The organism is uncultured Alistipes sp., assembly GCF_910580175.1.
Classification (GTDB): domain Bacteria; phylum Bacteroidota; class Bacteroidia; order Bacteroidales; family Rikenellaceae; genus Alistipes.
This window is the reverse complement of the sequence record NZ_CAJTXD010000001.1, coordinates 526,741-549,685: the sequence shown is the minus strand read 5'-3', so window position 1 is coordinate 549,685 and position 22,945 is coordinate 526,741. Positions and strand designations below refer to the sequence as shown.

21 protein-coding genes are annotated in these 22,945 nt (G+C 58.4%); 9 read left to right on the top strand and 12 right to left on the bottom strand.

Annotation, left to right across the window (positions count from 1 at the left end):
* Positions 1-14: 14 nt before the first annotated feature.
* Positions 15-428: a hypothetical protein gene (locus tag QZ298_RS02375; protein WP_296005119.1), complete on the bottom strand. Its 414-nt coding sequence runs from the start codon at positions 426-428 to the stop codon at positions 15-17.
* A gap of 563 nt (positions 429-991) precedes the next feature.
* Between QZ298_RS02375 and QZ298_RS02370 the strand changes: the two genes are divergently transcribed.
* Positions 992-2,278, top strand: a complete 1,287-nt coding sequence (locus QZ298_RS02370; RefSeq protein WP_296005118.1) for a serine dehydratase subunit alpha family protein — start codon at positions 992-994, stop codon at positions 2,276-2,278.
* Between the two features lie 147 nt (positions 2,279-2,425).
* Here QZ298_RS02370 and QZ298_RS02365 read toward each other — a convergent pair whose 3' ends face one another.
* From QZ298_RS02365 to pepE, 3 genes are all read right to left on the bottom strand, one after another.
* On the bottom strand, positions 2,426-3,655 hold the full coding sequence (locus tag QZ298_RS02365) for a glycosyltransferase N-terminal domain-containing protein (protein WP_296005117.1): 1,230 nt from the start codon (positions 3,653-3,655) through the stop codon (positions 2,426-2,428).
* A gap of 252 nt (positions 3,656-3,907) precedes the next feature.
* Positions 3,908-4,315: a YraN family protein gene (locus tag QZ298_RS02360; protein WP_296005116.1), complete on the bottom strand. Its 408-nt coding sequence runs from the start codon at positions 4,313-4,315 to the stop codon at positions 3,908-3,910.
* Positions 4,316-4,321: 6 nt separating this feature from the next.
* Complete coding sequence (gene pepE, locus QZ298_RS02355) at positions 4,322-5,023, bottom strand: dipeptidase PepE (protein WP_296005115.1); 702 nt, start codon at positions 5,021-5,023, stop codon at positions 4,322-4,324.
* Between the two features lie 178 nt (positions 5,024-5,201).
* Here pepE and QZ298_RS02350 point away from each other — a divergent pair, with 178 nt between their 5' ends.
* From QZ298_RS02350 to def, 8 genes are all read left to right on the top strand, one after another.
* Positions 5,202-5,438, top strand: coding sequence for an acyl carrier protein (locus tag QZ298_RS02350; RefSeq protein ID WP_296005114.1), 237 nt, complete (start codon positions 5,202-5,204; stop codon positions 5,436-5,438).
* Between the two features lie 144 nt (positions 5,439-5,582).
* The gene (gene fabF / locus QZ298_RS02345) at positions 5,583-6,830 is read left to right on the top strand and encodes a beta-ketoacyl-ACP synthase II (protein ID WP_296005113.1); all 1,248 of its coding nucleotides are present in this window, start codon (positions 5,583-5,585) and stop codon (positions 6,828-6,830) included.
* Positions 6,831-6,925: 95 nt separating this feature from the next.
* Complete coding sequence (rnc, locus tag QZ298_RS02340; protein WP_296005112.1) at positions 6,926-7,624, top strand: ribonuclease III; 699 nt, start codon at positions 6,926-6,928, stop codon at positions 7,622-7,624.
* 28 nt (positions 7,625-7,652) lie between these two features.
* Positions 7,653-8,270: a RadC family protein gene (locus QZ298_RS02335; protein ID WP_296005111.1), complete on the top strand. Its 618-nt coding sequence runs from the start codon at positions 7,653-7,655 to the stop codon at positions 8,268-8,270.
* A 331-nt stretch (positions 8,271-8,601) separates the two neighbouring features.
* The gene (locus tag QZ298_RS02330) at positions 8,602-8,829 is read left to right on the top strand and encodes a hypothetical protein (protein ID WP_296005110.1); all 228 of its coding nucleotides are present in this window, start codon (positions 8,602-8,604) and stop codon (positions 8,827-8,829) included.
* A 560-nt stretch (positions 8,830-9,389) separates the two neighbouring features.
* Entirely contained in the window at positions 9,390-10,934 is a 1,545-nt protein-coding gene (locus tag QZ298_RS02325) for a glycine--tRNA ligase (RefSeq protein ID WP_296005109.1), read from the top strand.
* On the top strand, positions 10,934-11,347 hold the full coding sequence (gene ruvX / locus QZ298_RS02320) for a Holliday junction resolvase RuvX (RefSeq protein ID WP_296005108.1): 414 nt from the start codon (positions 10,934-10,936) through the stop codon (positions 11,345-11,347). Before QZ298_RS02325 ends, ruvX begins: the two co-directional genes overlap by 1 nt.
* Complete coding sequence (def, locus tag QZ298_RS02315) at positions 11,344-11,889, top strand: peptide deformylase (protein WP_296005107.1); 546 nt, start codon at positions 11,344-11,346, stop codon at positions 11,887-11,889. Before ruvX ends, def begins: the two co-directional genes overlap by 4 nt.
* A gap of 442 nt (positions 11,890-12,331) precedes the next feature.
* Here def and QZ298_RS02310 read toward each other — a convergent pair whose 3' ends face one another.
* The 8 genes from QZ298_RS02310 to nifJ all read right to left on the bottom strand — a co-directional run bounded on the left by QZ298_RS02310 (position 12,332) and on the right by nifJ (position 22,785).
* Positions 12,332-12,799 (bottom strand): porin family protein, encoded by a 468-nt coding sequence (locus QZ298_RS02310; RefSeq protein WP_296005106.1) that lies wholly within the window; start codon positions 12,797-12,799, stop codon positions 12,332-12,334.
* 349 nt (positions 12,800-13,148) lie between these two features.
* Positions 13,149-15,878, bottom strand: a complete 2,730-nt coding sequence (ppdK, locus tag QZ298_RS02305) for a pyruvate, phosphate dikinase (protein ID WP_296005105.1) — start codon at positions 15,876-15,878, stop codon at positions 13,149-13,151.
* Positions 15,879-16,066: 188 nt separating this feature from the next.
* Complete coding sequence (locus QZ298_RS02300) at positions 16,067-16,891, bottom strand: hypothetical protein (protein WP_296005104.1); 825 nt, start codon at positions 16,889-16,891, stop codon at positions 16,067-16,069.
* Positions 16,892-16,974: 83 nt separating this feature from the next.
* A complete protein-coding gene (locus tag QZ298_RS02295; protein ID WP_296005103.1) occupies positions 16,975-17,202 on the bottom strand; it encodes a helix-turn-helix transcriptional regulator in 228 nt (75 codons plus the stop codon).
* 260 nt (positions 17,203-17,462) lie between these two features.
* On the bottom strand, positions 17,463-17,768 hold the full coding sequence (locus QZ298_RS02290) for a helix-turn-helix transcriptional regulator (RefSeq protein ID WP_296005139.1): 306 nt from the start codon (positions 17,766-17,768) through the stop codon (positions 17,463-17,465).
* Complete coding sequence (locus QZ298_RS02285; protein ID WP_296005137.1) at positions 17,707-17,883, bottom strand: helix-turn-helix transcriptional regulator; 177 nt, start codon at positions 17,881-17,883, stop codon at positions 17,707-17,709. The genes QZ298_RS02290 and QZ298_RS02285 overlap by 62 nt, the downstream gene beginning before the upstream one ends.
* Before the next feature lie 790 nt (positions 17,884-18,673).
* A complete protein-coding gene (locus tag QZ298_RS02280; RefSeq protein WP_296005102.1) occupies positions 18,674-19,090 on the bottom strand; it encodes an META domain-containing protein in 417 nt (138 codons plus the stop codon).
* Positions 19,091-19,257: 167 nt separating this feature from the next.
* Positions 19,258-22,785: a pyruvate:ferredoxin (flavodoxin) oxidoreductase gene (nifJ, locus tag QZ298_RS02275; protein ID WP_296005101.1), complete on the bottom strand. Its 3,528-nt coding sequence runs from the start codon at positions 22,783-22,785 to the stop codon at positions 19,258-19,260.
* Between the last annotated feature and the right edge of the window lie 160 nt (positions 22,786-22,945).

Here is a 22,945-nt window from a genome sequence, read left to right as displayed (position 1 = left end):
TTTCAGGGGTCAAATCAACCTTGGCCGCAGGGGTCATCCGCGCCTGGGTTTTCCACCTGCAGCCGGCATTTGATCTCCTCGGCCGTTACCCGCGCGTGAACGGCCGACAGCTCGCGGCAAATGGCGATAGCCGAAGCCCGCATTTCATCCAGCCGTCGGTTGATTTCGACCGCCGCGGCGCTTTTCCCCTTCATTCGTCCCGACGTCCACAACGACCACGGGGCAGTGAGCTTCGTGCCGAAGACGCACGTCGAGCTTCCGACGGCGAGTCGAGCCATTACGGGACAACGACCCGCGGCGTCCGGTTCGTTCTCTTTCGTGCACCTTTTCTCGCCTCGGCAAAGTGCGAACGAGTTCGCCTCTGCCCTCGGCTTACCGAAAACGTTCTTTTTAAGGTAGAACGAGACCTTTACTTCCTCCTGTTTCATAACCCTGATACCTGTTTGCAAAATTAACTGATATAGAGCTATTTGAAACCATGAAAAATACAGCTGAATATAGAAACAAAACCCTCATTCGGCGCTTCGACCCCGTCTTTTTACTCCCGAACCGAAAAAAAGCTACTTTTGTAATCGGGATGCGAGGGGAATCGACGGCGCAGCGAACCTGCGATCGAATCGGGCGGCCGACGGTAGGCGAAACGGGCGTTATCCGCCCCTTGAAAAGGGCAGCGGATAAGTAGCCGAAAGGCTTTCCATGTTCGGATTCCGGACTCTTTTTCGGTGTTAACCCGTCTGCGAAGCCTATAGCCAAATGAAGCTGCCAAATTCTGACTTACAACACATTAACATTATTTGACTTACCATTGCGCTGCTCTCGGATTTTCTTCGTATCTTTGGCTTCGCCCAAGATACTTCGTTTCGGCAATGCTCAAATAAATTTGGCATTGCACTCAACTTATTCGTATCTTTGTAAAAAGATATTCGCTCCGGCGGGTCGAAGCGCTGATTTCGGCCTTGCTGTTTTTGGTTTGGATTTAATTTGCGCTCCCATGATTCCCCAGCCCGAACGTCAACGTATCATTGATCTTATCCGGCGCGAAGTCGTGCCGGCCATCGGATGCACCGAGCCGGTCGCCGTCGCTTTGTGCGCGGCGCGTTCGGCCGAATTGCTCGGGGGATTGCCTGAACGGATCGACGTGCGGCTGAGCGCCAACATCCTCAAGAATGCCATGGGGGTCGGCATCCCCGGCACAGGAATGATCGGCTTGCCGATAGCCATTGCGCTGGGGGCTTTGATCGGCCGCTGCGAACGCGGGCTGGAAGTGTTGTGCGACGTTACGCCCGAAGCCGTGGAGCGCGGCCGGGCGTATATCGACGAAAAACGCATCGGCATCGCTCTCAAGGAGGCGATCGCTGAAAAACTATATATCGAGGTCGAGACTTTTGCGGCCGGACATCGTGCCGTGGCCGTCATCGCGGGAGGACATACCGATTTCGTCTTCCTGCGGGTCGACGACGACGTGCTGCTGGATTTGCGGACGCCCGGCGCAGCCGAGGTGTCAGATGACAAGGTGCCCCTTTCGTTGGAGCGGGTTTGGGATTTCGCCGTCTCGGCTCCCGTCGAGGAGCTGCGTTTCATCCTCGAAGCCCGCCGGCTGAACAAGGCGGCAGCCGAGGAGTCGTTCGGCGGTGAGTTCGGCCATTGCGTCGGGCGCACGCTGCGGCGCGAGCGCGAATTGAAAGTCATCGGCGATTCCATCTTTTCTCGGATTCTTGCCGCCACGTCGGCGGCCTGCGATGCCCGGATGGCCGGGGCGATGATCCCCGTGATGAGCAATTCCGGCAGCGGCAACCAGGGCATTGCCGCTACTTTGCCGGTCGTGGTCTATGCTGAGGAGACGGGCGCCGACGAAGAGCGGCTTGTCCGAGCCTTGACGTTGAGCCACCTTACCGTCATCTATATCAAGCAGAGTCTGGGCCGTCTCTCCGCCTTGTGCGGATGCGTGGTGGCCGCCACAGGGTCGAGTTGCGGCATCGTCTATCTGATGGGCGGCGGTTTCGCCCAGGTAACGGCTGCGGTCAAGAACATGATCGCCAATCTCACGGGCATGATCTGCGACGGCGCTAAGCCCAGTTGTGCCATGAAGCTGGCCAGCGGCGTTTCCACGGCCGTGCTCTCTGCCCTGATGGCCATGGACGGGCATTGCGTTTCGCCTGTCGAGGGGATCATCGACGAGGATGTCGACAAATGTATCCGCAACCTGACCGACATCGGGCGCGACGGGATGTGCGAAACCGACCGGCTCGTGCTGGGCATCATGACCGGCAAATCGTAGACGAATGCTTTATCCCGCTCACTGCCGGAGCGCAGCGCGGGCGCTGTCTTTCGGGAGCAGGGGGTGGATAGGTGCTCGCAAAACAAGAACTCCGGCGCTCTGTCGAACGCCGACAGCAGGCTGAACCCCGGTTTCTTTGCTTGGATTTTATTGATGGAAGATCGTCCGGACGATCATGTCCGTAGCGCCTTGGTGTCTGAGCGTGTAATCTTTCGCTGTGCGGCTCGCTTTTTCGAGACATGCCGCATCGTCGCGCAGGGGCGCGAACCAGGCCTGCAACTGCTCGTAGTTCGCTACCGGCTGCGCCGCGCCCAGCGTTGCCAGGTCGCGCGCTTCCTTGAATTTCGCGTAGTTCGGCCCGAAAGCGATCGGCAGTCCGAACGTCGCGGCTTCCAGCGTGTTGTGGATGCCGACGCCGAATCCGCCGCCGATGTAGCTCCAGGTCGCGTAGCCGTAGACTGACGAAAGGAGTCCTACGGTGTCGAGCACCAGCAGCCGTTTCGAAGCGTATTCCGTCTCCGGGATGCACTGCGTGTAGCGGATCGAAGCTCCGGGGGCGGCCGCCAGCAAGCGTGCGATGCGGGTTTCGTCCATCTCGTGGGGCGCAACCACGAACTTCACGGTCGGATTGTCGGCCAGCAGCCGGATCAGCAGTTCTTCATCCGGCCCCCATGTCGAACCGGCTACGAAGAGACGTTCCGACCCTTTGAACCGCTCGATGATCTCTACCTTACGGGCTGCGCGGGCGATTTCCGCCACCCGGTCGAAACGCGTGTCGCCGGCTGCCACCACGTTGTCGAATCCCAGTTCGGCGAGCAGTCGTTTCGACTCCTCGTTCTGCACGAACATCGCGTCGAACGCTTCGAGCGCCTGACGCCACATGCCCCCGTAGGGCTTGAAGAAGATCGAATTGCGACGGAAGATCGCCGAGACGACATAGGTGCGGATTTTGCGGCGGCGCAACTCGCCCAACAGATTGAGCCAGAACTCGTATTTTACGAAGATGGCGATCTCCGGATGGGCTATCGCCAGGAAGCGGCGGGCGTTGTGCGGCGTGTCGATGGGCAGGTAGAAGATGTAGTCGGCGCCCTCGTAGTTTTTGCGGATTTCGTAGCCCGAGGGCGAGAAGAAGGTAAGCAGAATCTTGTACTCGGGGTGTTCGGCCCGCAGTTTTTCGATGATCGGACGGCCTTGCTCGAATTCGCCCAGCGACGCGGCATGCACCCACACGATGCGTGCGGACGGATCGATCTGTTGGGCCATGCGTTTGAAGAGTTCCCGGCGGCCTTCCACCCAGAGCCGGGCCTTGGGGTGTTTCGGGGCTGCCAGCCGGATCAGCCAGACGTAGAGCGTCAGCCCGAAATTATAGATCCACATGAACGTTATGCCGTTTGGATATTGGGTTAAAACAAGGCGGTCGCATACGCTTCGCGGGCTTGTTTGCGGGGTGTGCGTCCCTTCTCCGAGCCGGGTCTGCGATCGCGTTTTCCGCTTTCCGGGGCAGCCGAAGACGCTTCGTTGCGTCTGCTGTGTCCGGAAATGCGGCTCAAGCACCACAAAGATAACATTTTTTGTCTGAAATGCAAAATTCTGGTCGGGCATGTCGCCTGCCGGCCTGTCGGGTGCTGTCTACCAGTTGTATTCCATGGCATGTTCGATCAGCCGCACCTCCGTCGTGCCGTCGGGCGCCATCTCCACAGCTGCCAGGTCGAACTGCACCTCGGCTTCTTCGCCCGTGGTTTGCAGGTAGCAGCTCGTCGCCCGATGCAGGGCGCGGAACTTTCGGGACGTGATCGCCGCTTCGGGAGGTGTCAGCGAGCCGCGGCGGCGCGTTTTCACTTCCACTACGTGGAGCAAGCCTGCCTTGCGGGCCACGATGTCCAGCTCGTAACGTCCTTGCCGCCAGTTCATGGCGCAGATTTCGTAGCCTGCCGCCCGTAGGTATTCCGCCGCGGCCCGTTCGCCGCGGGCGCCCGTTTCGCAAGTCGGGGGCCAGGGGCGGGCCGGGCCGCGGCGATTGGCATCCGATGGAGCCATACCTATTTATAATAAGAACGACAGGTCGTCGCCCGGATTCGTTTCGAAGGGAGCCTGTCCTTTCTTGAAGATGCGCATCGGACGGCTGCCGATGAGTTCCAGCCGGTCGTTTTCGTAGCGCAGCATGCAGCCCTCGCGCAGCCCCGCGACCCAGCGGCGCGGATTGGCCTCGATGAACTCCAGGATGCGCTGCTCGCGCGTTTCGCCCGCATGGCCTGCGGGGTTGGCATCCAGATAGTGGGGGTTGATCTGGAACTTCACGGCCCCGATCGCCCGGAACGACGCCGGCTCGACGATCGGCATGTCGTTGGTCGTCGAGATCGTCGGGCAGCAGACGTTGCTGCCGGCCGACCAGCCCACGTAGGGCACGCCGGCCCGTATGCGGCTGCGGATCGCCTGCATGAGACCCTGCTCCTGCATCTTCTTCGCCAGGGCGAATGTGTTGCCGCCGCCCACGCAGATCGCCTCGGCCTCGCGGATCATGCGGGCCGGGTTCGAAGCGCGATGCACCGAGCGCACCCGGATGCCGATTTCGGCCAGACGCGTCTGCACGCGGCGTTCGTACTCGGCGTAGGAGAAGGTCACTGCGGCGTAGGGCACGAAAGCCACTTCGCGCACGCCTGCCAGCGTGCGGGCGATTTCCTGGAGCGGGTAGCGCAGGTACTCTTCCCCGGTGTTGGTCGAATTGGAGATCAGCAGAAGTTTCATAAGTCTATGGTTTTTAATTTCTTATTGTCTAAAATGTTCTGAATGTCGAATATTTTGTGAATAAAAAAAAGTGGCGTTTTGTCAAAAGTAATAAAAAAAGTGTTACTTTTGCGCAAAATAATGCCGGAAATCAATAGAGAACTTTTTTCAATAATTGTTTAACTAAAATTTTAAAATCATGTCTGAAGTTCAAGCTAAAGTTGTCGAGATCATCGTAGACAAACTCGGTGTCAAGGAGTCGGAAGTAGTTCCTACGGCCAGCTTTACCAACCACCTGGGCGCCGATTCGCTCGACACCGTAGAGTTGATCATGGAGTTCGAGAAGGCTTTCGATATCCAGATCCCCGACGAGGACGCCGAGAAGATCGCTACTGTCGGCGATGCGATTTCGTACATCGAAGAGCACAAAAAATAGTTTTACCGTTTTTTTCCGCAGATTCATCGATTCGCCGGCCTGTTCCGGCGATTTCGACGCTCGGCGGCCCCGAATCCCCTCCTTTGCGAGGGGATTCCAGGGTAGAGCGTTTTTTTATTCATTACACACAAAGGCTTTGAATTCATGGCTGAAAGAAGAGTAGTCGTTACGGGTATCGGTACGATCAACCCGCTCGGCAATAACATAGAGGAGTATTTTTCGAATCTGGAGAAAGGTGTCAGCGGTGCCGCGCCCATTACTCATTTCGATGCCGAAAAATTTAAGACCCGGTTCGCTTGCGAAGTGAAGAATTACGATCCGGCGCAGTATTTCGACCGCAAGGAGGTGCGCAAGTACGACCTCTTCACGCAATATGCGCTGATCGCCGCCACGCAGGCTGTCGAGGACGCTGCGTTCGATTTCGAGAAGCTCGACAAGGAGCAGGTCGGCGTCATCTGGGCTTCGGGTATCGGCGGTCTGAAGTCGTTTTTCGACGAGTGCATCGGTTACGCCGAGGGCGGCATGACGCCGCGTTTCAGCCCGTTCTTCATTCCCCGCATGATCTCCGACATCGCTGCCGGATTCATCTCGATGAAATACGGGTTCATGGGGCCGAACTATTGTACGGTTTCCGCCTGCGCTTCTTCCAACCACGGATTGATCGCCGCTTTCGACGCCATCCGCTACGGCAAGGCCGACGTGATGGTCACGGGCGGTTCCGAGGCTGCGGTCAACGAGCCGTCGGTCGGCGGTTTCAACTCCATGCAGGCGCTCTCCACGCGCAACGACGATCCCGAACATGCTTCGCGGCCTTTCGACAAGGATCGTGACGGTTTCGTCGTCGGCGAGGGTGCGGGTGCGCTGGTGCTCGAAGAGTTGGAGCATGCCAAGGCCCGCGGTGCCAAGATCTACTGCGAGTTCGTCGGCGGCGGCGAGTCGGCCGACGCCCACCACTTCACGGCGCCCCATCCCGAGGGCGTGGGTGCCATGAAAGCCATGCGCGACGCCATCAAGGACGCCGGCATCCAGCCGCAGGACATCGATTATGTCAACGTGCACGGCACTTCGACGCCCCTGGGCGACATCGCCGAGCTGAAAGCCGTCAAGGGTGTGTTGGGCGATCATGTCTATGAGGCCAACATTTCGTCCACCAAGTCCATGACCGGCCACTTGCTGGGCGCTACCGGTGCCGTCGAGGCGCTGGCCTGCATCATGGCCATTACCAAGGGGATCGTGCCCCCGACGATCAACTGCGCCGAACTCGATCCCGAGATCGATCCGAAACTGAACCTCACGCTCGACAAGCCGCAGCACCGCGAAGTGAAGTGCGCTTTGAGCAATACGTTCGGCTTCGGCGGGCACAACGCTACGGTTATCTTCCGTAAGTTCTGATCTTCAGATTTTCGCGCGCCGTGTGGGATTTTTTGTTGCGGCCTTTCCGGAGATGCTGCGGACAAGATAAGACGTATTTCAGAATGATCGATGATATGTTCGGGTTCATCCCGCATAACATCGAGCTTTACAAGCTGGCTTTGATTCACAAGTCAGCTTCTTTGGTTTTGGAGGACGGGCAGACGGTCAACAACGAGCGGCTGGAGTTTCTGGGCGATGCCGTCATCGAGTCCGTGACCTCCGATTACCTTTTCATCGAGTTTCCGGGGCGCGACGAGGGATTCCTCACGCAGCTGCGTTCCCGAATCGTGTCCCGGCAGTCGCTCAACGGATTGGCGCTGAACCTCGGGTTGGATCGTTTCGTCATCTCCAACGGCGGCGCCTCCGTGATTCAGAAGCACATCTATGGCGATGCGTTCGAGGCCATGATGGGGGCCGTTTACCTCGATCAGGGCTACGAGTTCGTCAACCGGTTGCTCATCAACCATATTTTCGGACGGCATCTCGACCTGGAAAAGTTGACTTCTTCCGAAACCGATTACAAGAGCCGGTTGATCGAGTGGTGTCAGAAGAACCACCGGAGCATCCTTTTCCGTACGGAGCACGACAAGGGGTATGCCGCCAATCATCCGGTCTTTTTGGCTACGGTCTTGATCGACGGCTTCGAGGTCGGGCACGGCTCCGGCGATTCGAAGAAGGAGGCCGAACAGCAGGCCGCCTGCTCCGTAGCCGAATATTTGACCGATGAACGGTGCGCCACTTTGTTGGATCGTTTCGACCGGCTCAGCAGTTGATCGTGTCATGCAGGTACTTTGCGATAAGATGGCTTCACGCGGCGTCGGCGCCCTCTCGGACAAGGAGTTGCTGGCCTTGCTGGTCGACGATGTGCAGGTGGCCGATGCGTTGTGGGATGCTTGCGGCGGGGCCTTGGCGCGGATCGCCGACGAGGAGCCGGCCCGCCTGCGGATGATCGGGGGCCTGGGATTGCGCCGCACCCGAACGCTTGTCCTCGCTGCCGAATTCGGCCGGCGCGTTGCCGAAGCCAGGGCGGTCGAGGCCGATTCCATCGCTTCGTCCGACGATGTGGTGCGCTTGTTCCGGCCCCGGCTTGAAAAATTGCCCCACGAGGAGTGCTGGGCCGTTTATCTGACCGCCTCGAACCGGATATTGGAGCGTCAGCGCGTCAGCCAGGGCGGCGTGCAGAGCACGGTCGTCGACCATCGGTTGATCGTCAAGCGGGCGCTCGAACTATTGGCCACGCAGCTGATTCTCATCCACAACCATCCCTCGGGCGCCGCCGTGCCCAGTCCGCAGGACAAGGTGCTGACCGAGCGGGTCGCACGTGCCGCGGCGTTGTTCGACATCCGGCTGCTGGATCATATCATCATTGCCCGGGAAGGCGATTTCTCTTTTTGTCGGGCCGGACTGATTGCAGGATAGCGGGGCGAGGCTTGCGCTGTGGCGCATGCTTTGAAGCGGCGCGGGCGCTTTTTCGGACAAAACTCTTTGGATAACAGCTCTTTTTGCCCGGAGTGGCCGGGGCCGAAGGGTCCGGTCAGCGTGGCATGCAGATTCAGCAATCCACTGGCGGCATAAGGCGCAGAAAAGAGTTGATGCAAAAGTTCAGCGCAGAAAATTCGGTGCGGACGGTTTATCGATTGCCGCCGATTCTGTGCAAAAATTTTTGTTTCTTATTCTGCGGTGCCGTTAGTTATTTATCCCAGTCTGTTCCGAGGCTGCGTCGGCTTCCTCGGAGCATTCATTCCAGCGATTGCTATTCGCTCCTGCCGCGGGCTACCGCCACGAGTCGTCGGGAGCCTTGACGAATGTCGGCGCGCGCGGAGCCTATTGGGCTTCTTCGTCCTACGCGGCTGGCAATATCAACGCGAGCCACTTGGCCTTCGGCTCGGGCGACGTGAACCCGCTGAACACCGCCTACCGCGCGAGCGCCCTCTCCGTGCGCTGCGTCCAAGCATCTGCAAAGAGCTGTTATTTTTAATTTCCTATCTGTATAACTACCCTTGTGGCATTGGAGTGCGGTTTTAAATCGGAGCGTATAGTTGCGTCGTGTTTTAACTTTAAGCGCGCGGGAAGCGTAGCGCGAGGAAGCCGGTGCCGATGGAAAAGTGCGAAATACGGGATTTTAAGTTCGAGGACGGACGCGGTTCGGGGTTCGGAGAAGCAGCCGTTGTATGCTTGAGGGCGGACGAGGCCCGATGTTCAGGGCAGGCGGCGGTTCGGGGTTGGGGGTGTTTCATGCTTGGCGGCGGTTCGGGGTTGGGGGGCGTGCTTGGAGCGGTCGCTATTTTGCGTTTGGAGCTGCAAATCCCTAAATAAAACTCCGGCCGGCTCCGTTCTTTCCTTTTTATTTTGTATCTTTAACTTCGTTTTAGATACTCCGTCTCAGCATAATCAAGCTAACGCTTGCTTCTGCGCTCGACTTTTCGTATCTTTGGCTTCGCTCAAAATACTCACGCTCGGCAAAATGCAAACAAGTTTGCTTTTGCCCTCGCTTATTCGTATTTTTGTCGATCGGAAAAATCAAAAACACACAATACAATGACGCAGGAAGAACTTTTCAAGAAACTGGTCGCCCATTGCAAGGAATACGGTTTCGTATTTCCGTCGAGCGAGATCTACGACGGCTTGGGCGCTGTTTACGACTACGGCCAGAACGGCGTGGAGCTGAAGAACAACATCAAGCGCTACTGGTGGGATTCGATGGTCAAGTTGCATGAGAATATCGTGGGCCTCGATGCCGCCATCTTCATGCACCCCCGCACGTGGGAGGCTTCGGGCCATGTCGGTGCGTTCAACGACCCGCTCATCGACAACCGCGATTCCAAGAAGCGCTACCGTGCCGACGTGCTCATCGAGGAGTGGCTCGCCAAGCAGGACGAGAAGATCGACAAGGAGGTCGAGAAGGCCCGCAAGCGCTTCGGCGAGTCGTTCGACGAGACCAAGTACCGCGAGACTTCGCCCCGCGTGCAGGAGACTGCCGCCAAGCGCGACGCCGTGCACAAGCGTTTTGCCGATGCGCTCAACGCCAACGACCTCAATGAGCTGCGGCAGATCATCCTCGACTGCGAGATCGTGTGCCCCGTTTCCGGCACGCGCAACTGGACGGAGGTGCGGCAGTTCAACCTGATGTTCTCCACGCAGATGGGTTCCACGGCCGACGGCGCCAGCACCATCTACCTGCGTCCCGAGACGGCGCAGGGCATCTTCGTCAACTTCCTTAACGTGCAGAAGACCGGCCGCATGAAGCTGCCGTTCGGCATTGCGCAGATCGGCAAGGCGTTCCGCAACGAGATCGTCGCCCGCCAGTTCATCTTCCGCATGCGCGAGTTCGAGCAGATGGAGATGCAGTTCTTCGTGCGCCCCGGCACCGAAATGGAGTGGTGGAACGAATGGAAGAACACCCGCATGGCCTGGCACCGCGCCCTGGGCTTCGGCGACGACAACTACCGGTTCCACGACCACGACAAGCTGGCCCACTATGCCAACGCCGCCACCGACGTGGAGTACAACTTCCCGTTCGGCTTCAAGGAGGTGGAGGGCATCCACTCGCGCACCGACTTCGACCTGGGCAACCACCAGAAGTTTTCGGGCAAGAAAATCCAGTATTTCGACCCCGAGACGGGCGAAAGCTACGTGCCCTATGTCGTCGAGACCTCGATCGGCGTCGACCGCATGTTCCTGCAGGTCATGTCGGCGGCCTACACCGAGGAGCAGCTCGACGGCGGCGATTCGCGCGTGGTGCTGCGCCTGCCTGCGGCTCTGGCTCCCGTCAAGGCGGCCATCCTGCCGCTCGTCAAGAAGGACGGCATGCCCGAGATCGCGCAGAAGATCGTCGACGAACTGAAATACGATTTCAATGTGGTCTACGACGAGAAAGATTCGGTCGGCAAGCGTTACCGCCGTCAGGATGCCGTCGGCACGCCGTTCTGCATCACCGTCGACGGCCAGACCGCCGAGGACGGCACCGTGACGGTGCGCCACCGCGATTCGATGGAGCAGGAGCGCGTGAAGATCGAAGCCCTGCATGCCATGGTCGACGAGGAGTGCTCGTATCGCAAACTTTTCAAGAAGCTGAACCTTTAGTGTCGCGCATTCTGGCCATAGACTACGGCACCAAGCGCACGGGCATCGCCGTGAGCGACCCCCTGCGGCTGATTGCCGGCGGGCTGGAGACGGTCGACACGCGGCAGCTCGAAAAGTGGCTCGCAGACTATTTTGCCCGCGAGAACGTTGGTACCATTGTGTTGGGCAAACCCGCCCGGATGGACGGCACGCCCTCCGAGACGTGGCGTTTCATCGAGCCGCTCGCGGCGCGGCTGCGGCAGGCATGGCCCGACAAGGAGGTGGTTTTCCACGACGAGCGCTTCACTTCGGTGCTGGCCCACCGGGCGATGCTCGAAAGCGGCATCGGTAAGATGGCCCGCCGCGATAAGGCGTTGGTGGACAAGATTTCCGCCACGATCATTTTACAAAGTTACATGGAGTTCAACCAATGATTTATCCGATTGTCATCTATGGCGACGAGGTGCTGCGCAAGCCCTGCGAGCCGGTCGCTGCCGATTTTCCCGATCTGAAAAAGCTCGTCGACGACATGTTTATCACCCTCGGCGAAGCCGGAGGCGTGGGGCTGGCCGCTCCGCAGATCGGCAAGAGCCTGAAACTCTTTATCGTCGATGCCACGCCGTGGGCCGAGGACGACCCGTCGTGCGCCGACTTCAAACGGGCGTTCATCAATGCTGAAATCTACGCTTATTCCGACCAGACGAAGACCTATAACGAGGGATGTCTCTCGTTTCCGGGGCTTTATGCCGATGTGCCGCGTGCGCTTTCGATCCGCGTGCGCTATCTGGACGAGGAGCTGAAACCCCACGACGAGGAGTTCACGGGCTACAAGGCTTGGGTCATCCAGCACGAATACGACCATACCGAAGGGCGCGTCTTCGTCGACCGGGTAGCTCCCCTGCGCCGCAATCTGCTGAAAGGCAAGCTGCTCAATCTGGCCAAAGGAAAATACCGTTGCAATTATAAAACGCGCTGAAAGTAGTACGCATTCGGTTTTATTTGCTGTCTTTGTTTGTATCGGGAATAGTGCTGGTTTCCGGAAGGCCGACAGCGACGGGACGATCTGTCATTCCGATGCCGCAGCGGCCCGCGCGTTTTTCGTTAAGCAGGCTGCGTTTCGGGGCGTCGTCGGTTGCGAGGGGCGGAATCCGGGCTGCGACGTCAAGAAGTCCGCATGGCGTTCTTATGCGCCGGTCGGGCGCCGGATCTTCGAGATGATTCGGTCGAACGAAAACCGGTGCTCCGAAACCCGTCCGGCGGGAAACGCATAGAGACATGCCGGAACGCGCGAGGCGTGCCGGAATGCGCTGAAAAAATATTTTGGATCCGGCGGGCGTGTTCCCACCGAAAAAATTACGGGGAAAGCCGAAACAATCGGCTTTCCCCGTAATTGTACGTCCGGGTGTCCCGGCGGCGGTTTAGAACTTGTAGGTTGCGCCTACGTTGATGATGATCGGGTTTTTCGCATACTTGCGGGTCTGGACCATCCATTTGAATCCGGCCGAGAGATCCCAGTTGCGGGCGATCGCGAAGTCCGTTCCGGCACCGAGGTTGATGCCGCACGACCAGTCGCCGATGTCGTTGGCGCTCAAACCGGCCTGAGGATATACTGTCCAGAAGCTGGCTACCTTGAAGAGGTACTGCACGTCTGCGCTGATGTCTACCGAGCAATATTTCTTGCAGAGGAAGGTCACGGCAGGCTGCACGCGCCACGCATCGGTAATGCCGTAGCGGGCTGCGGCGCCGATGCCGAAGATTGCACCGTCGGCGCCCGTGTTGGTGTAGACGCCGATCTGCGGGCCGATGCCCCATCCGCCCCGATCCTGGGCCGAGGCGGCCCCTGCCATGCAAAGAGCGGCGATTGCCGCGAGAAGAATCTTTTTCATTTCCGATTATTTTAATTGAGCGTTTGTTGCAGTGTCTGTTTACCAGGGTAAAAGTATAAAAAAAAACGTTCTACGCCAAGTAAATTCCACGAACCGAATAATTTTGATGACGGATAGGGGTATCGCAACACTCGTGCCGCAGGTCGATCCGCCGGGGGGCGGAATGCGATTTTTTTTCTTTTTCGAGGTCGTGGCGGGTCTCTTTTCTCCTCTTGGCATTTGAAAAATAAGCCCTGCCCGTCGTGCGGAATGTTCCGGATGCAACAAATTACCCCTGCCGCACTTGGCGGCAGGGGTAATTTCATTTAAAGGAGAGAACGGATGAGGTTCTCTGGCGGGGCGAAACGCTTTATTTCTGGTTCAGCGCCGCATGCGCCGCAGCCACCCGGGCGATGGGCACACGGAACGGCGAGCAGCTCACGTAGTTGAGACCGGCATAGTGGCAGAACTCTACCGAGGAGGGTTCGCCGCCGTGTTCGCCGCAGATGCCGCACTTGAGGTTCTCGCGCGTGCCGCGGCCCTTGAACACCGCTTCGCGGATGAGCTGGCCCACACCGTTGCGGTCCAGAATCTGGAACGGGTCGTTCTTCAGGATGCCCTTTTCGAGGTAGATGGGCAGGAACTTCGAGATGTCGTCGCGCGAGAAGCCCAGCGTCATCTGCGTCAGGTCGTTGGTTCCGAACGAGAAGAACTGCGCCACTTCGGCGATCTGGTTGGCCGTCACGGCGGCGCGCGGCACCTCGATCATCGTGCCGACCATGTATTCGATCTTGTCGTTGCGCTCGGTAAAGACCTGCTCGGCCGTCCGGTCGATGATGTTCTTCTGGTAGCGCAGCTCCTTATGATTGCCCACCAGCGGCACCATGATCTCCACATGGACGGGGATACCGGCCGCCTTGACGTTCATGGCCGCCTCGATGATGGCGCGGGTCTGCATTTCGGTAATCTCGGGATAGGTGTTGCCCAAGCGGCAGCCGCGGTGGCCCAGCATGGGGTTGAACTCGGCCAGGGCTTCCACCTTGGCCACGATCTTCGCGAGCGGCTCGTGCATCTCCTCGGCCATCTCCTTCTGGCCCTTCTCATCGTGGGGTACGAACTCGTGCAAGGGGGGATCCAAGAGACGAACGGTCACGGGATAGCCGTTCATGGCCTTGAACAGCCCCTCGAAGTCGCCGCGCTGCATGGGCAGCAGCTTGGCCAGCGCTACGCGGCGGCCCGCCTCGTCGTCGGAAAGGATCATTTCGCGGATGGCCTTGATGCGGTCGCCCTCGAAGAACATATGCTCCGTGCGGCAGAGACCGATGCCCTCGGCGCCGAACGCAAAGGCCTGGGCCGCATCTTTGGGCGTGTCGGCATTGGCGCGCACCTTGAGCACCGAGTATTTGCCGGCCAGCTCCATCAGCTTGCCGAAGTCGCCGCTCAAGTCGGCGGCTTTGGTGGCCACCTGACCTAAGTAGACTTCGCCCGTCGAGCCGTTGAGCGAAATCCAGTCGCCCTCCTTGACGGTAAAGCCGTTGACTTTGATGGTGCGGGCCTTGTAGTCGATTTCCAGCTCGCCGGCGCCCGATACGCAGCATTTGCCCATGCCGCGTGCTACGACGGCTGCGTGCGACGTCATGCCGCCGCGGGCCGTGAGGATGCCTGCCGCGTCGAGCATGCCCTTGAGGTCTTCGGGCGAGGTCTCGATACGCACCAGAATGGCTTTCTGACCCGTCTTGGCGAGCACCTTCTCCGCATCGTCGGCGAAGAACACCACGGGGCCGGTCGCTGCGCCCGGCGAGGCGGGCAGACCTTTGGTAATGACCTGCGCCGAAGCGATGGCTTTCTTGTCGAAGACGGGGTGGAGCAACTCATCGAGCTTGGCCGGTTCGCAGCGCAGCACGGCGGTCTTCTCGTCGATCAGACCCTCGCGCAGCATGTCCATGGCGATCTTGACCATCGCGGCGCCCGTGCGCTTGCCGTTGCGGCACTGGAGCATCCACAACTTGCCGTCTTGGATCGTGAACTCGATATCCTGCATGTCGGTAAAATACTGCTCCAAGTGGTGCTGGATGTCGTTCAGCTCTTTATATACCTCGGGCATGACCTCTTCGAGCGAGGGGTATTTCGACTTGCGCTCCTCCTCGCTGATGTTCTGTGCCTTGGCCCAACGCTTCGAACCCTCGATCGTGATCTGCTGCGGGGTGCGGATGCCGGCCACGACGTCCTCGCCCTGGGCGTTGATGAGGTACTCGCCGTTGAAGATGTTTTCGCCCGTGGCGGCGTCGCGCGAGAATGCCACGCCCGTGGCGGAGTTCTGCCCCATGTTGCCGAAGACCATCGCCTGCACCGACACGGCCGTGCCCCATTCGGCGGGGATGTTGTTGAGCTTGCGGTAGAGGATCGCGCGCTCGTTCATCCACGAACCGAACACGGCGCAGATGGCACCCCAGAGCTGATCCCACGGATTGGTCGGGAAGTCTTCGCCCGTCTGCTTCTTCACGGCGGCCTTGAAGTTCTTGACCAGCTCCTTCAGGTCGTCGGTCGTCAGGTCGGTGTCGTTCTTCACGCCGCGCTTGGCTTTCTGTGCCTCGATGATCTCTTCGAACGGATCATGGTCTTCTTTCGATACGGGTTTCATGCCCAGCACCACGTCGCCGTACATCTGCACGAAACGACGGTAGGAGTCCCATGCGAAGCGCGGGTTGCCCGTGCGTTTGGCCACGGCCTCGACGGCCTGGTCGTTCATGCCCAGGTTGAGGATCGTGTCCATCATGCCGGGCATCGAGGCGCGGGCGCCCGAACGCACCGATACCAACAAGGGCATCTCCTTGTCGCCGAACTGCATGCCCGTGAGACGCTCGATGTTCTTCATCGCCTTCTCGACCTCGGGGCGCAGCATCTCGATGACGGCCTGTTTGCCGTGCTGGTAATATTCGGTGCACACCTCCGTGGTGATGGTAAAGCCCGGAGGCACGGGGATGCCTATCAGGTTCATTTCTGCGAGGTTGGCGCCTTTGCCGCCCAGCAGTTCGCGCATTTTGCCGTTGCCTTCGGCTTCCTTGTTGCCGAACGTGTAGACCCGTTTAACGTCTGCCATAAGTTTTTTGTTTTATTTTATTGTGTTGTGAATTTCTCTTTTTCAATGTGGCAGATGGCGAATTTAGCGAAATTTTTCCGCTTTTCCAAATGAATGCCGAATAGTCGGCGAGAAAATGCCGGCTTGGGGGGGGACGAAGTGCTAAAATGATTTAATAGGCCCGCTAAAATGATTTAGTTCTCGGGCCGCTACTCCAGGTAGACATACACCGGCAGCGCATGGCTTGTGCCGCCCAAGTAACGGCGCCGGTCGTAGGTGGCCAGAGGCTGCGTCTGCGAAGCGTCGAGCAGGAAGCGCCGGATGTAGACCTCGCCGGAGCCGATGCGCAGGGCGGTGTCGACGGCGATCCGGTCGCGCATGCGCCAACCTCCGCGGGAGCGGACATTGCCCCGGCCGGCCCGCTCGGCCCGGACATGGGCGTCGCGCAGACCGTAGATCTCCAACCCCTGTGCGGGCTGGCGCCCCAAGATCACGAGCTTGGCGCCGGGCCGCTCCTGCCGCAAGTCGCGGGCGACCCACGGAGCCATGCGTTCCTCGCTGCACAACAACAAGCCGACGGTATCCTTGCGTACCCGATAATGCGGCGGACGGGCGGAGTAACGCCGCAGCACACCCTCGACATAGAGGTAGCGCCGTCCCGGCTCGACGTAATGGGGCGCGAAACAATCGGCGAAGTAAAGCAAGGCGAAGTCGAGGCCGTCGAGCGAATTGAGCGTGCGGTGGAGATAACAATAATCGTTGCGGCAGGCGGCAGCGATGTTGCGCACGACACCCTCGGTCTCGACGCCCCACAAAGCGACGAGCGGCAACGCCAACGAATCGGCCAATGCTGCGACGCGCGCGACCTTATTGGTGTAACGCTCCGAAGTCCACCGAAGATGTCCCTCGGGCGTGAAGCCGCTGTCGTTGTAAAAGAGGGCGGGGATGGTGTCGTAGAAACGATCGACGTCGCAATAAGCGATGCCGACGGACTGGGCGGAAACGCCGAGAACACGAACCGAAAAACAAATCACGCAAACCGAAAAAATGACTGCGCGAACCCACGACGAGAAGAAACCCCGAAACCTCATAAGGAGCATTTCCTAACTTAGGGGAACTAAAGCGGCTGCTCGGGCAGAAAATCCCGTGGCGAACACCCGAGAAATCTGGCGATTTCGTTGATGTGGCGGATGTTGTACTTGATGTCGTATTTGGGACTTTCGGCCATCCCGATAAACCCTTTCGAAACGTTGATGAAACTGGCCAACATAGCCTGCGACACGTGCTGCTCGATCCGCTTCTTACGAATCGCGTCGATAACGTATATATCAATAGCGGTTTTCAAGTGGCAACGTTTAATAATACAAAACTAAAAAACGTGCCATTGTATATGCTCTTGTATACATGAGTATACTCATGTATGGCAGGGCAGGCGGATTTTAAAAGGTAAAAAAGGAGAAGAATGCCTAATTTATTTGGTATTTTCAGCAAGAAATCGTTTGGAACGAGACCATCTGAAAATATCGCGCTATCCGTTTTTGCGGATGGCAACGGTTGCATGGTATTCGAATAGGTTGAGTTTCTGATTCAAACTATTCGATCGGTTTATAATGGTTTTTCGGGCAGAAAATCCCGCGGCGAACAACCTAAATATTTGGCGATTTCATTGAGATGTGTTACGCTGTATTTTACATCGCATTTGGGGCTTTCGACCTGACCTATGAACCCTCTATTCACACCGATCCATGCCCCGAGCATAGCTTGAGACACTTTTTGTGCCCGACGCTTTTTGCGAACTGCATCGATAATATATTGGTCGAGAGTACTTATCATTGCTATTTCGGTCGTTTTATAACGGTTTTTCGGGTAGAAAATCCCGCGGCGAACAACCGAGAAATCTGGCGATTTCATTGATGTGGTTCAGGTTGTATTTCGAGGGGCTTTTCGGGTTTTCGACTTGACTGATGAATCCGTCGCTCACTCCGATGCCGTATGCCAACGTGGCCTGCGATACCTGTTGAGCCATTCGTTCTTTTCGAATGGCTGCGCTGACATAACAATCGAATGCGCTTTTGGGTTTCACAAGCATCTCTTTTTACGAACGTAAAGCTAAAAAAGATGCACAACTCAAAATTTAGTTATAACTTAAATTCGCCTATCTATAACTTAAGATTCCGTGTTTTCTTCCGCCCCTGCCCCCCCCCCTGGGGGCGGAAGACGGGTGCAAAGCACCCGAAAGATAGAATTTTTATAGGCGGATGTTGATCCATTCGGGAGAGCGGGGCCTCTCCAAGAGAGGGTAAATCCAGCTGAAAGGGCAGTGGGGGGGGCTGAAAGAGAGGGGACAGTTGAAAGGGCAGTGGGGGTCTGAAAGAGAGGGGGCAGTTGAAAGGGCAGTGGGGGGCTGGAGTGGAAAAAGCGGTGCGAATTACCCGAAAGAGAAAAAAACTTGGTAAGGTAGGTGTAAATTACCCAAATGGGTGGAGGGGACGGAGTTTTTTTGGGCCGGCGGTTATGTGCGGGTGCCCGAAAGCGACACCAAAAGGGATGCGGAAAAAAGGGGGGGGGTATCGGGTGTCTTAAGAATCGGCAAGTGCGGGAGCCTAAAAGAGGGGATTTGGAAAGTATTGGGTGCAGGAAAAACGGGTGTCGGGCGCAGGTGCCGGGGAGAGAGAGGGGGGATGGTTGTTGGCTCGAAAGATGGGGACGGAGGGTTTCCGCAGGGAGAGGAGAGACCCGGGGGCTATATATAATATAGTAATTCCGGATAACGGCTAATAACCGTTACCCGGAATTCGGTTTTGTATGCGCGGGAGCTACTTCTTCTCTACCGCCTTGAATACGGCCAGCGACTTGTCGCCCTCCTGCAACGTCAACTTGTCGCCCTTGATTTCATAGGCGTTTACCTTGTTGAGCATTGCCACGAAGAGGTCTTCGTACTCCATGTCGGGGCATGCCATGCGCGTCATGCCCATGTTGCCCAGCGTCAGTTTGTTGCCTTCGATCGTATAGTTGCCGAAGAAGCGGTTGCAGTTGGTGCGGCCCGCCAGCAGCGTGTCCGCAGCGTTGAACTCCAGCGTGAAAGCGTCTTCCTCGCTATCGATGGCCGTTGCGGGGATGCCTTCCAACGAGGCGAGTTTCCACGTCGTGCCCTCCAGGGGCTTGTTGTTTTGCGTGCCGCAGCAGGCGGCCAGCGTCAGAAGCAGCGTTGCTGCTGCGATGATCTTTTTCATAGTTCTGTTTATTGATGTTTTTGTGTCGTTCGGGGTGGCAGCGATCAAATTGCGGGCCAACCGCACAAAGTTAGCGCTTTTATCCGTTCGGTGCAAGCGTTCTGGGATTTCTCCATAAAAAGCCGCATCCCCGAAAAGAGGATGCGGCCCGGAAAGTCATCGAATGGTTAGTATTCGATCGCCGAAAGGCGTTTGTAGCCGTTGTAGCGCCACTTGGCGTTCTGCTCGGCGGCCTGGAAGAGTTCTTCGGCCTCGGCGGGGAACGCTTTCTGAAGCGACGTGTAACGTACCTCCTTCTTCAGGAAGTCCTGGAACTTCGACCAGTCGGGTTCCTTCGAATCGAGTACGAACGGGTTCTTGCCCTGCTCTTCGAGCTGGGGGTTGTAGTGCCACAGGTGCCAGTAGCCGCAGGCCACGGCCTCCTTGCCCACGGTCTGCGTGCGGGTCATGCCGCCCTTGATGCCGTGGTTGATGCAAGGCGCGTAGGCGATGACGAGCGACGGGCCGGGATAGGCCTCGGCCTCTTTCAGCACGTTGAACAACTGCTGCTGCGATGCGCCGATCGATACCTGGGCGACGTATACGTAGCCGTAGGTCATAGCCATGGCACCCAGGTCTTTCTTGCGGATGCGCTTGCCGCTCGATGCGAACTTGGCGACGGCACCCACGGGCGTCGACTTGGACGACTGGCCGCCGGTGTTGGAGTAAACCTCCGTGTCGACGACGAGGATGTTGACATCCTGGCCCGAAGCGAGCACGTGGTCGACGCCGCCGTAGCCGATGTCGTAGCCCCAGCCGTCGCCGCCGATGATCCACTGCGACTTCTTGACGAGCCAATCCTTCATTTCGAGAATCTTTTGGCAATAGTCGCAGCCGCAGGCTTCGAGCATGGGCAGCAGGCGTGCCGTTACCTCGGCCGAAGCGGAGGACGAACCGCGTGCGGCGATCCACTCTTTCATGGCGGCCTTCAACTCCTCGGAGCACTTCGTGCACTCGGCGATGGCGGCTTCCATGGTCAGCTGGATGCGGTCGCGGAGCTTCTCGACACCGACGTGCATGCCCAGACCGAACTCGGCGTTATCCTCGAAGAGCGAATTGGCCCAAGCGGGGCCCTGGCCCTTGGCGTTGGTGCAGTAGGGCGTCGAGGGAGCCGAACCCGAGTAGATCGACGTACAGCCCGTAGCGTTGGCCACCATCATCTTGTCGCCGAAGAGCTGCGAAATGGCCTTGATGTAAGGCGTCTCGCCGCAACCGGCGCAGGCACCCGAGAACTCGAAGAGCGGCTGTGCGAACTGGAGGTTCTTAACGGACTTGGTCTTGTCGACGACCTCTTTGTAACCGATATTCTTGGTAATGTAATCCCAGTTCTTGATCTGCTCCTGCTGCGATTCGAGCGGCTTCATGATGAGCGCCTTCTCCTTGGCGGGGCAGACGTCGACGCAGTTGTTGCACCCCGTGCAATCGAGCGGCGACACCTGGATGCGGAACTTGTACTCCTTGGTCTCGCCCAGACCCTGCTTCCAAGCCAGACCCGAAGCGGCAGCCTCGGACTCGGTGGCCAGGAACGGACGGATGGCGGCGTGGGGGCAGACGTAGGCGCACTGGTTGCACTGGATGCAGTTGTCGATCTGCCACTCGGGAACGTTGACGGCGATGCCGCGCTTCTCGTAGGCGGCCGTGCCGTTGTCCCACGTACCGTCCTCACGGCCGTTGAAGGCCGACACGGGCAGGTCGTCGCCTTTGAGGGCGTTGATGGGATCGACGATGTTGCGGACGAACTCGGGACGCGACATGTCGACGCTGTGTGCGGCGGCCTTGACCTCGATGGAAGCCCACTCGGCGGGCACGTCGATCTTGACCACGGCGCTGCCGCCGGCGTCGACAGCAGCATAGTTCATGTTGACGATATCCTCGCCCTTCTTGCCGTAGGACTTGAGGATGGCGTGCTTCATCTCCTCGACGGCCTTCTCGAACGGAATGACGTTGGCGATCTTGAAGAACGCCGACTGCATGATGGTGTTCGTGCGCGAACCCAGACCGAGTTCGGCGGCGATCTTCGTGGCGTTGATGATGTAGAAGTTGATGTTGTTCTTGGCCAGGTAAGCCTTCATGTGGTCGGGCAGGGTCTTGCAGGTCGTCTCGGCGTCGTGCACGGAGTTCAGCAGGAACGAACCGCCCTTCTTGAGGCCCTTCAACACGTCGTATTTGTCGACGTACGAAGGCACGTGGCAAGCCACGAAGTCGGGCGTCGTGACGAGGTAGGGCGACGTGATGGGCAGGTCGCCGAAGCGCAGGTGCGACGAGGTGTAGCCGCCCGACTTCTTGGAGTCGTAGGAGAAGTAGGCCTGGCAGTACTTGTTGGTCGAGCCGCCGATGATCTTGATCGAGTTCTTGTTGGCACCCACCGTACCGTCGGCGCCCAGACCGAAGAAGAGGGCCTCGAACGTACCGGGCTTGGCGAGCGAAATCTCCTCGCCGACGGGAAGCGACAAGTTGGTCACGTCGTCGTTGATGCCGACGGTAAAATGATTCTTGGGCTGAGCGGCCGCGAGGTTCTCGAAGACGGCGAGCATCTGGGCCGGCGTGGTGTCCTTGGAGGAGAGACCGTAGCGGCCGCCGAGGATCATGGGCTGGAGCTGCTTGCCGTAGAACATCGACTTCACGTCGAGGTAGAGCGGTTCGCCCTCGGCGCCCGGCTCCTTGGTGCGGTCGAGCACGCAGACGCGCTTGACCGTAGCGGGCACGACGTCGAAGAAATACTTCTCGGAGAACGGACGGTAGAGGTGTACGGTAATCAAGCCGACCTTCTTGCCCTGCTTGAGCAGGTAGTCGATGGTCTCCTTGATGGTCTCGGTAACCGAACCCATGGCCACGATGACGTTCTCGGCATCGGCGGCGCCATAGTAGGTAAAGGGTTTGTATTCGCGGCCCGTGATCTGCGAAATCTGCTTCATGGCGTCGGCCACCATGTCGGGCACGGCGTCGTAGAACTTGTTCGAAGCCTCGCGGGTCTGGAAATAGATGTCGGGGTTCTGGGCCGTACCGCGCGTGACGGGGTGCTCGGGGTTGAGCGCCTGAGCGCGGAACTGCTTCAGGGCGTCGCGGTCGAGCATGGAGGTCAGTGCGGCCTCGTCGATCAACTCGATCTTCTGGATCTCGTGCGAGGTGCGGAAGCCGTCGAAGAAGTGGAGGAACGGCACGCGGGCCTTGAGCGAGACGATGTGGGCGATGCCGGCCAAGTCCATGACTTCCTGCACCGACGAGGTGGCGAGCATGGCGAAACCGGTCTGACGGGCAGCCATGACGTCCTGGTGGTCGCCGAAGATCGACAACGACTGTGCGGCCAGCGCACGGGCCGAAACGTGGAATACGCCCGGCAGCAGCTCGCCGGCGATTTTGTACATGTTGGGAATCATCAGCAGCAGGCCCTGCGACGCGGTAAACGTCGAGGTCAGGGCGCCGCTCTGCAACGAACCGTGCACGGCGCCTGCGGCACCGGCTTCGGACTGCATCTCCACCACTTTTACCGTCTCGCCGAAGATGTTCTTGCGGCCCTGGGCGGCCCATTCGTCCACCAGTTCGGCCATGGTCGAAGAAGGCGTGATGGGGTAGATGGCCGCTACTTCCGAGAACATGTAGGCTACATGAGCCGCGGCGTAGTTGCCATCGCACGTGATAAATTTCTTTTCTGCCATTTCGCTAAAAATTTTAGAGTATTTTTGAGTGTGTATTTTTATCCGTTTTCGTAGTCTGAAAACACGCGACGCAAAGATAGCAAATTCGGGAGAAAAACGATACCTAAATTCGTACAAATAATCTGTATTTTTTGGCAGTTTTGCTGTCGGGTTGTGCACT

Bases quoted from the DNA above. Each gene is read 5' to 3' on its own strand.
- QZ298_RS02285 (WP_296005137.1), bottom strand. From the start codon at position 17,883: ATGGCTCAACAGGTATCGCAGGCCACGTTGGCATACGGCATCGGAGTG.
- QZ298_RS02335 (WP_296005111.1), top strand. From the start codon at position 7,653: ATGGCTTCACGCGGCGTCGGCGCCCTCTCGGACAAGGAGTTGCTGGCC.
- rnc (WP_296005112.1), top strand. From the start codon at position 6,926: ATGTTCGGGTTCATCCCGCATAACATCGAGCTTTACAAGCTGGCTTTG.
- QZ298_RS02360 (WP_296005116.1), bottom strand. From the start codon at position 4,315: ATGGCTCCATCGGATGCCAATCGCCGCGGCCCGGCCCGCCCCTGGCCC.
- QZ298_RS02290 (WP_296005139.1), bottom strand. From the start codon at position 17,768: ATGAAATCGCCAGATTTCTCGGTTGTTCGCCGCGGGATTTTCTACCCG.
- fabF (WP_296005113.1), top strand. From the start codon at position 5,583: ATGGCTGAAAGAAGAGTAGTCGTTACGGGTATCGGTACGATCAACCCG.
- QZ298_RS02375 (WP_296005119.1), bottom strand. From the start codon at position 428: ATGAAACAGGAGGAAGTAAAGGTCTCGTTCTACCTTAAAAAGAACGTT.
- QZ298_RS02310 (WP_296005106.1), bottom strand. From the start codon at position 12,799: ATGAAAAAGATTCTTCTCGCGGCAATCGCCGCTCTTTGCATGGCAGGG.
- QZ298_RS02350 (WP_296005114.1), top strand. From the start codon at position 5,202: ATGTCTGAAGTTCAAGCTAAAGTTGTCGAGATCATCGTAGACAAACTC.
- QZ298_RS02280 (WP_296005102.1), bottom strand. From the start codon at position 19,090: ATGAAAAAGATCATCGCAGCAGCAACGCTGCTTCTGACGCTGGCCGCC.
- pepE (WP_296005115.1), bottom strand. From the start codon at position 5,023: ATGAAACTTCTGCTGATCTCCAATTCGACCAACACCGGGGAAGAGTAC.
- ppdK (WP_296005105.1), bottom strand. From the start codon at position 15,878: ATGGCAGACGTTAAACGGGTCTACACGTTCGGCAACAAGGAAGCCGAA.
- nifJ (WP_296005101.1), bottom strand. From the start codon at position 22,785: ATGGCAGAAAAGAAATTTATCACGTGCGATGGCAACTACGCCGCGGCT.
- def (WP_296005107.1), top strand. From the start codon at position 11,344: ATGATTTATCCGATTGTCATCTATGGCGACGAGGTGCTGCGCAAGCCC.
- QZ298_RS02365 (WP_296005117.1), bottom strand. From the start codon at position 3,655: ATGTGGATCTATAATTTCGGGCTGACGCTCTACGTCTGGCTGATCCGG.
- QZ298_RS02370 (WP_296005118.1), top strand. From the start codon at position 992: ATGATTCCCCAGCCCGAACGTCAACGTATCATTGATCTTATCCGGCGC.
- QZ298_RS02325 (WP_296005109.1), top strand. From the start codon at position 9,390: ATGACGCAGGAAGAACTTTTCAAGAAACTGGTCGCCCATTGCAAGGAA.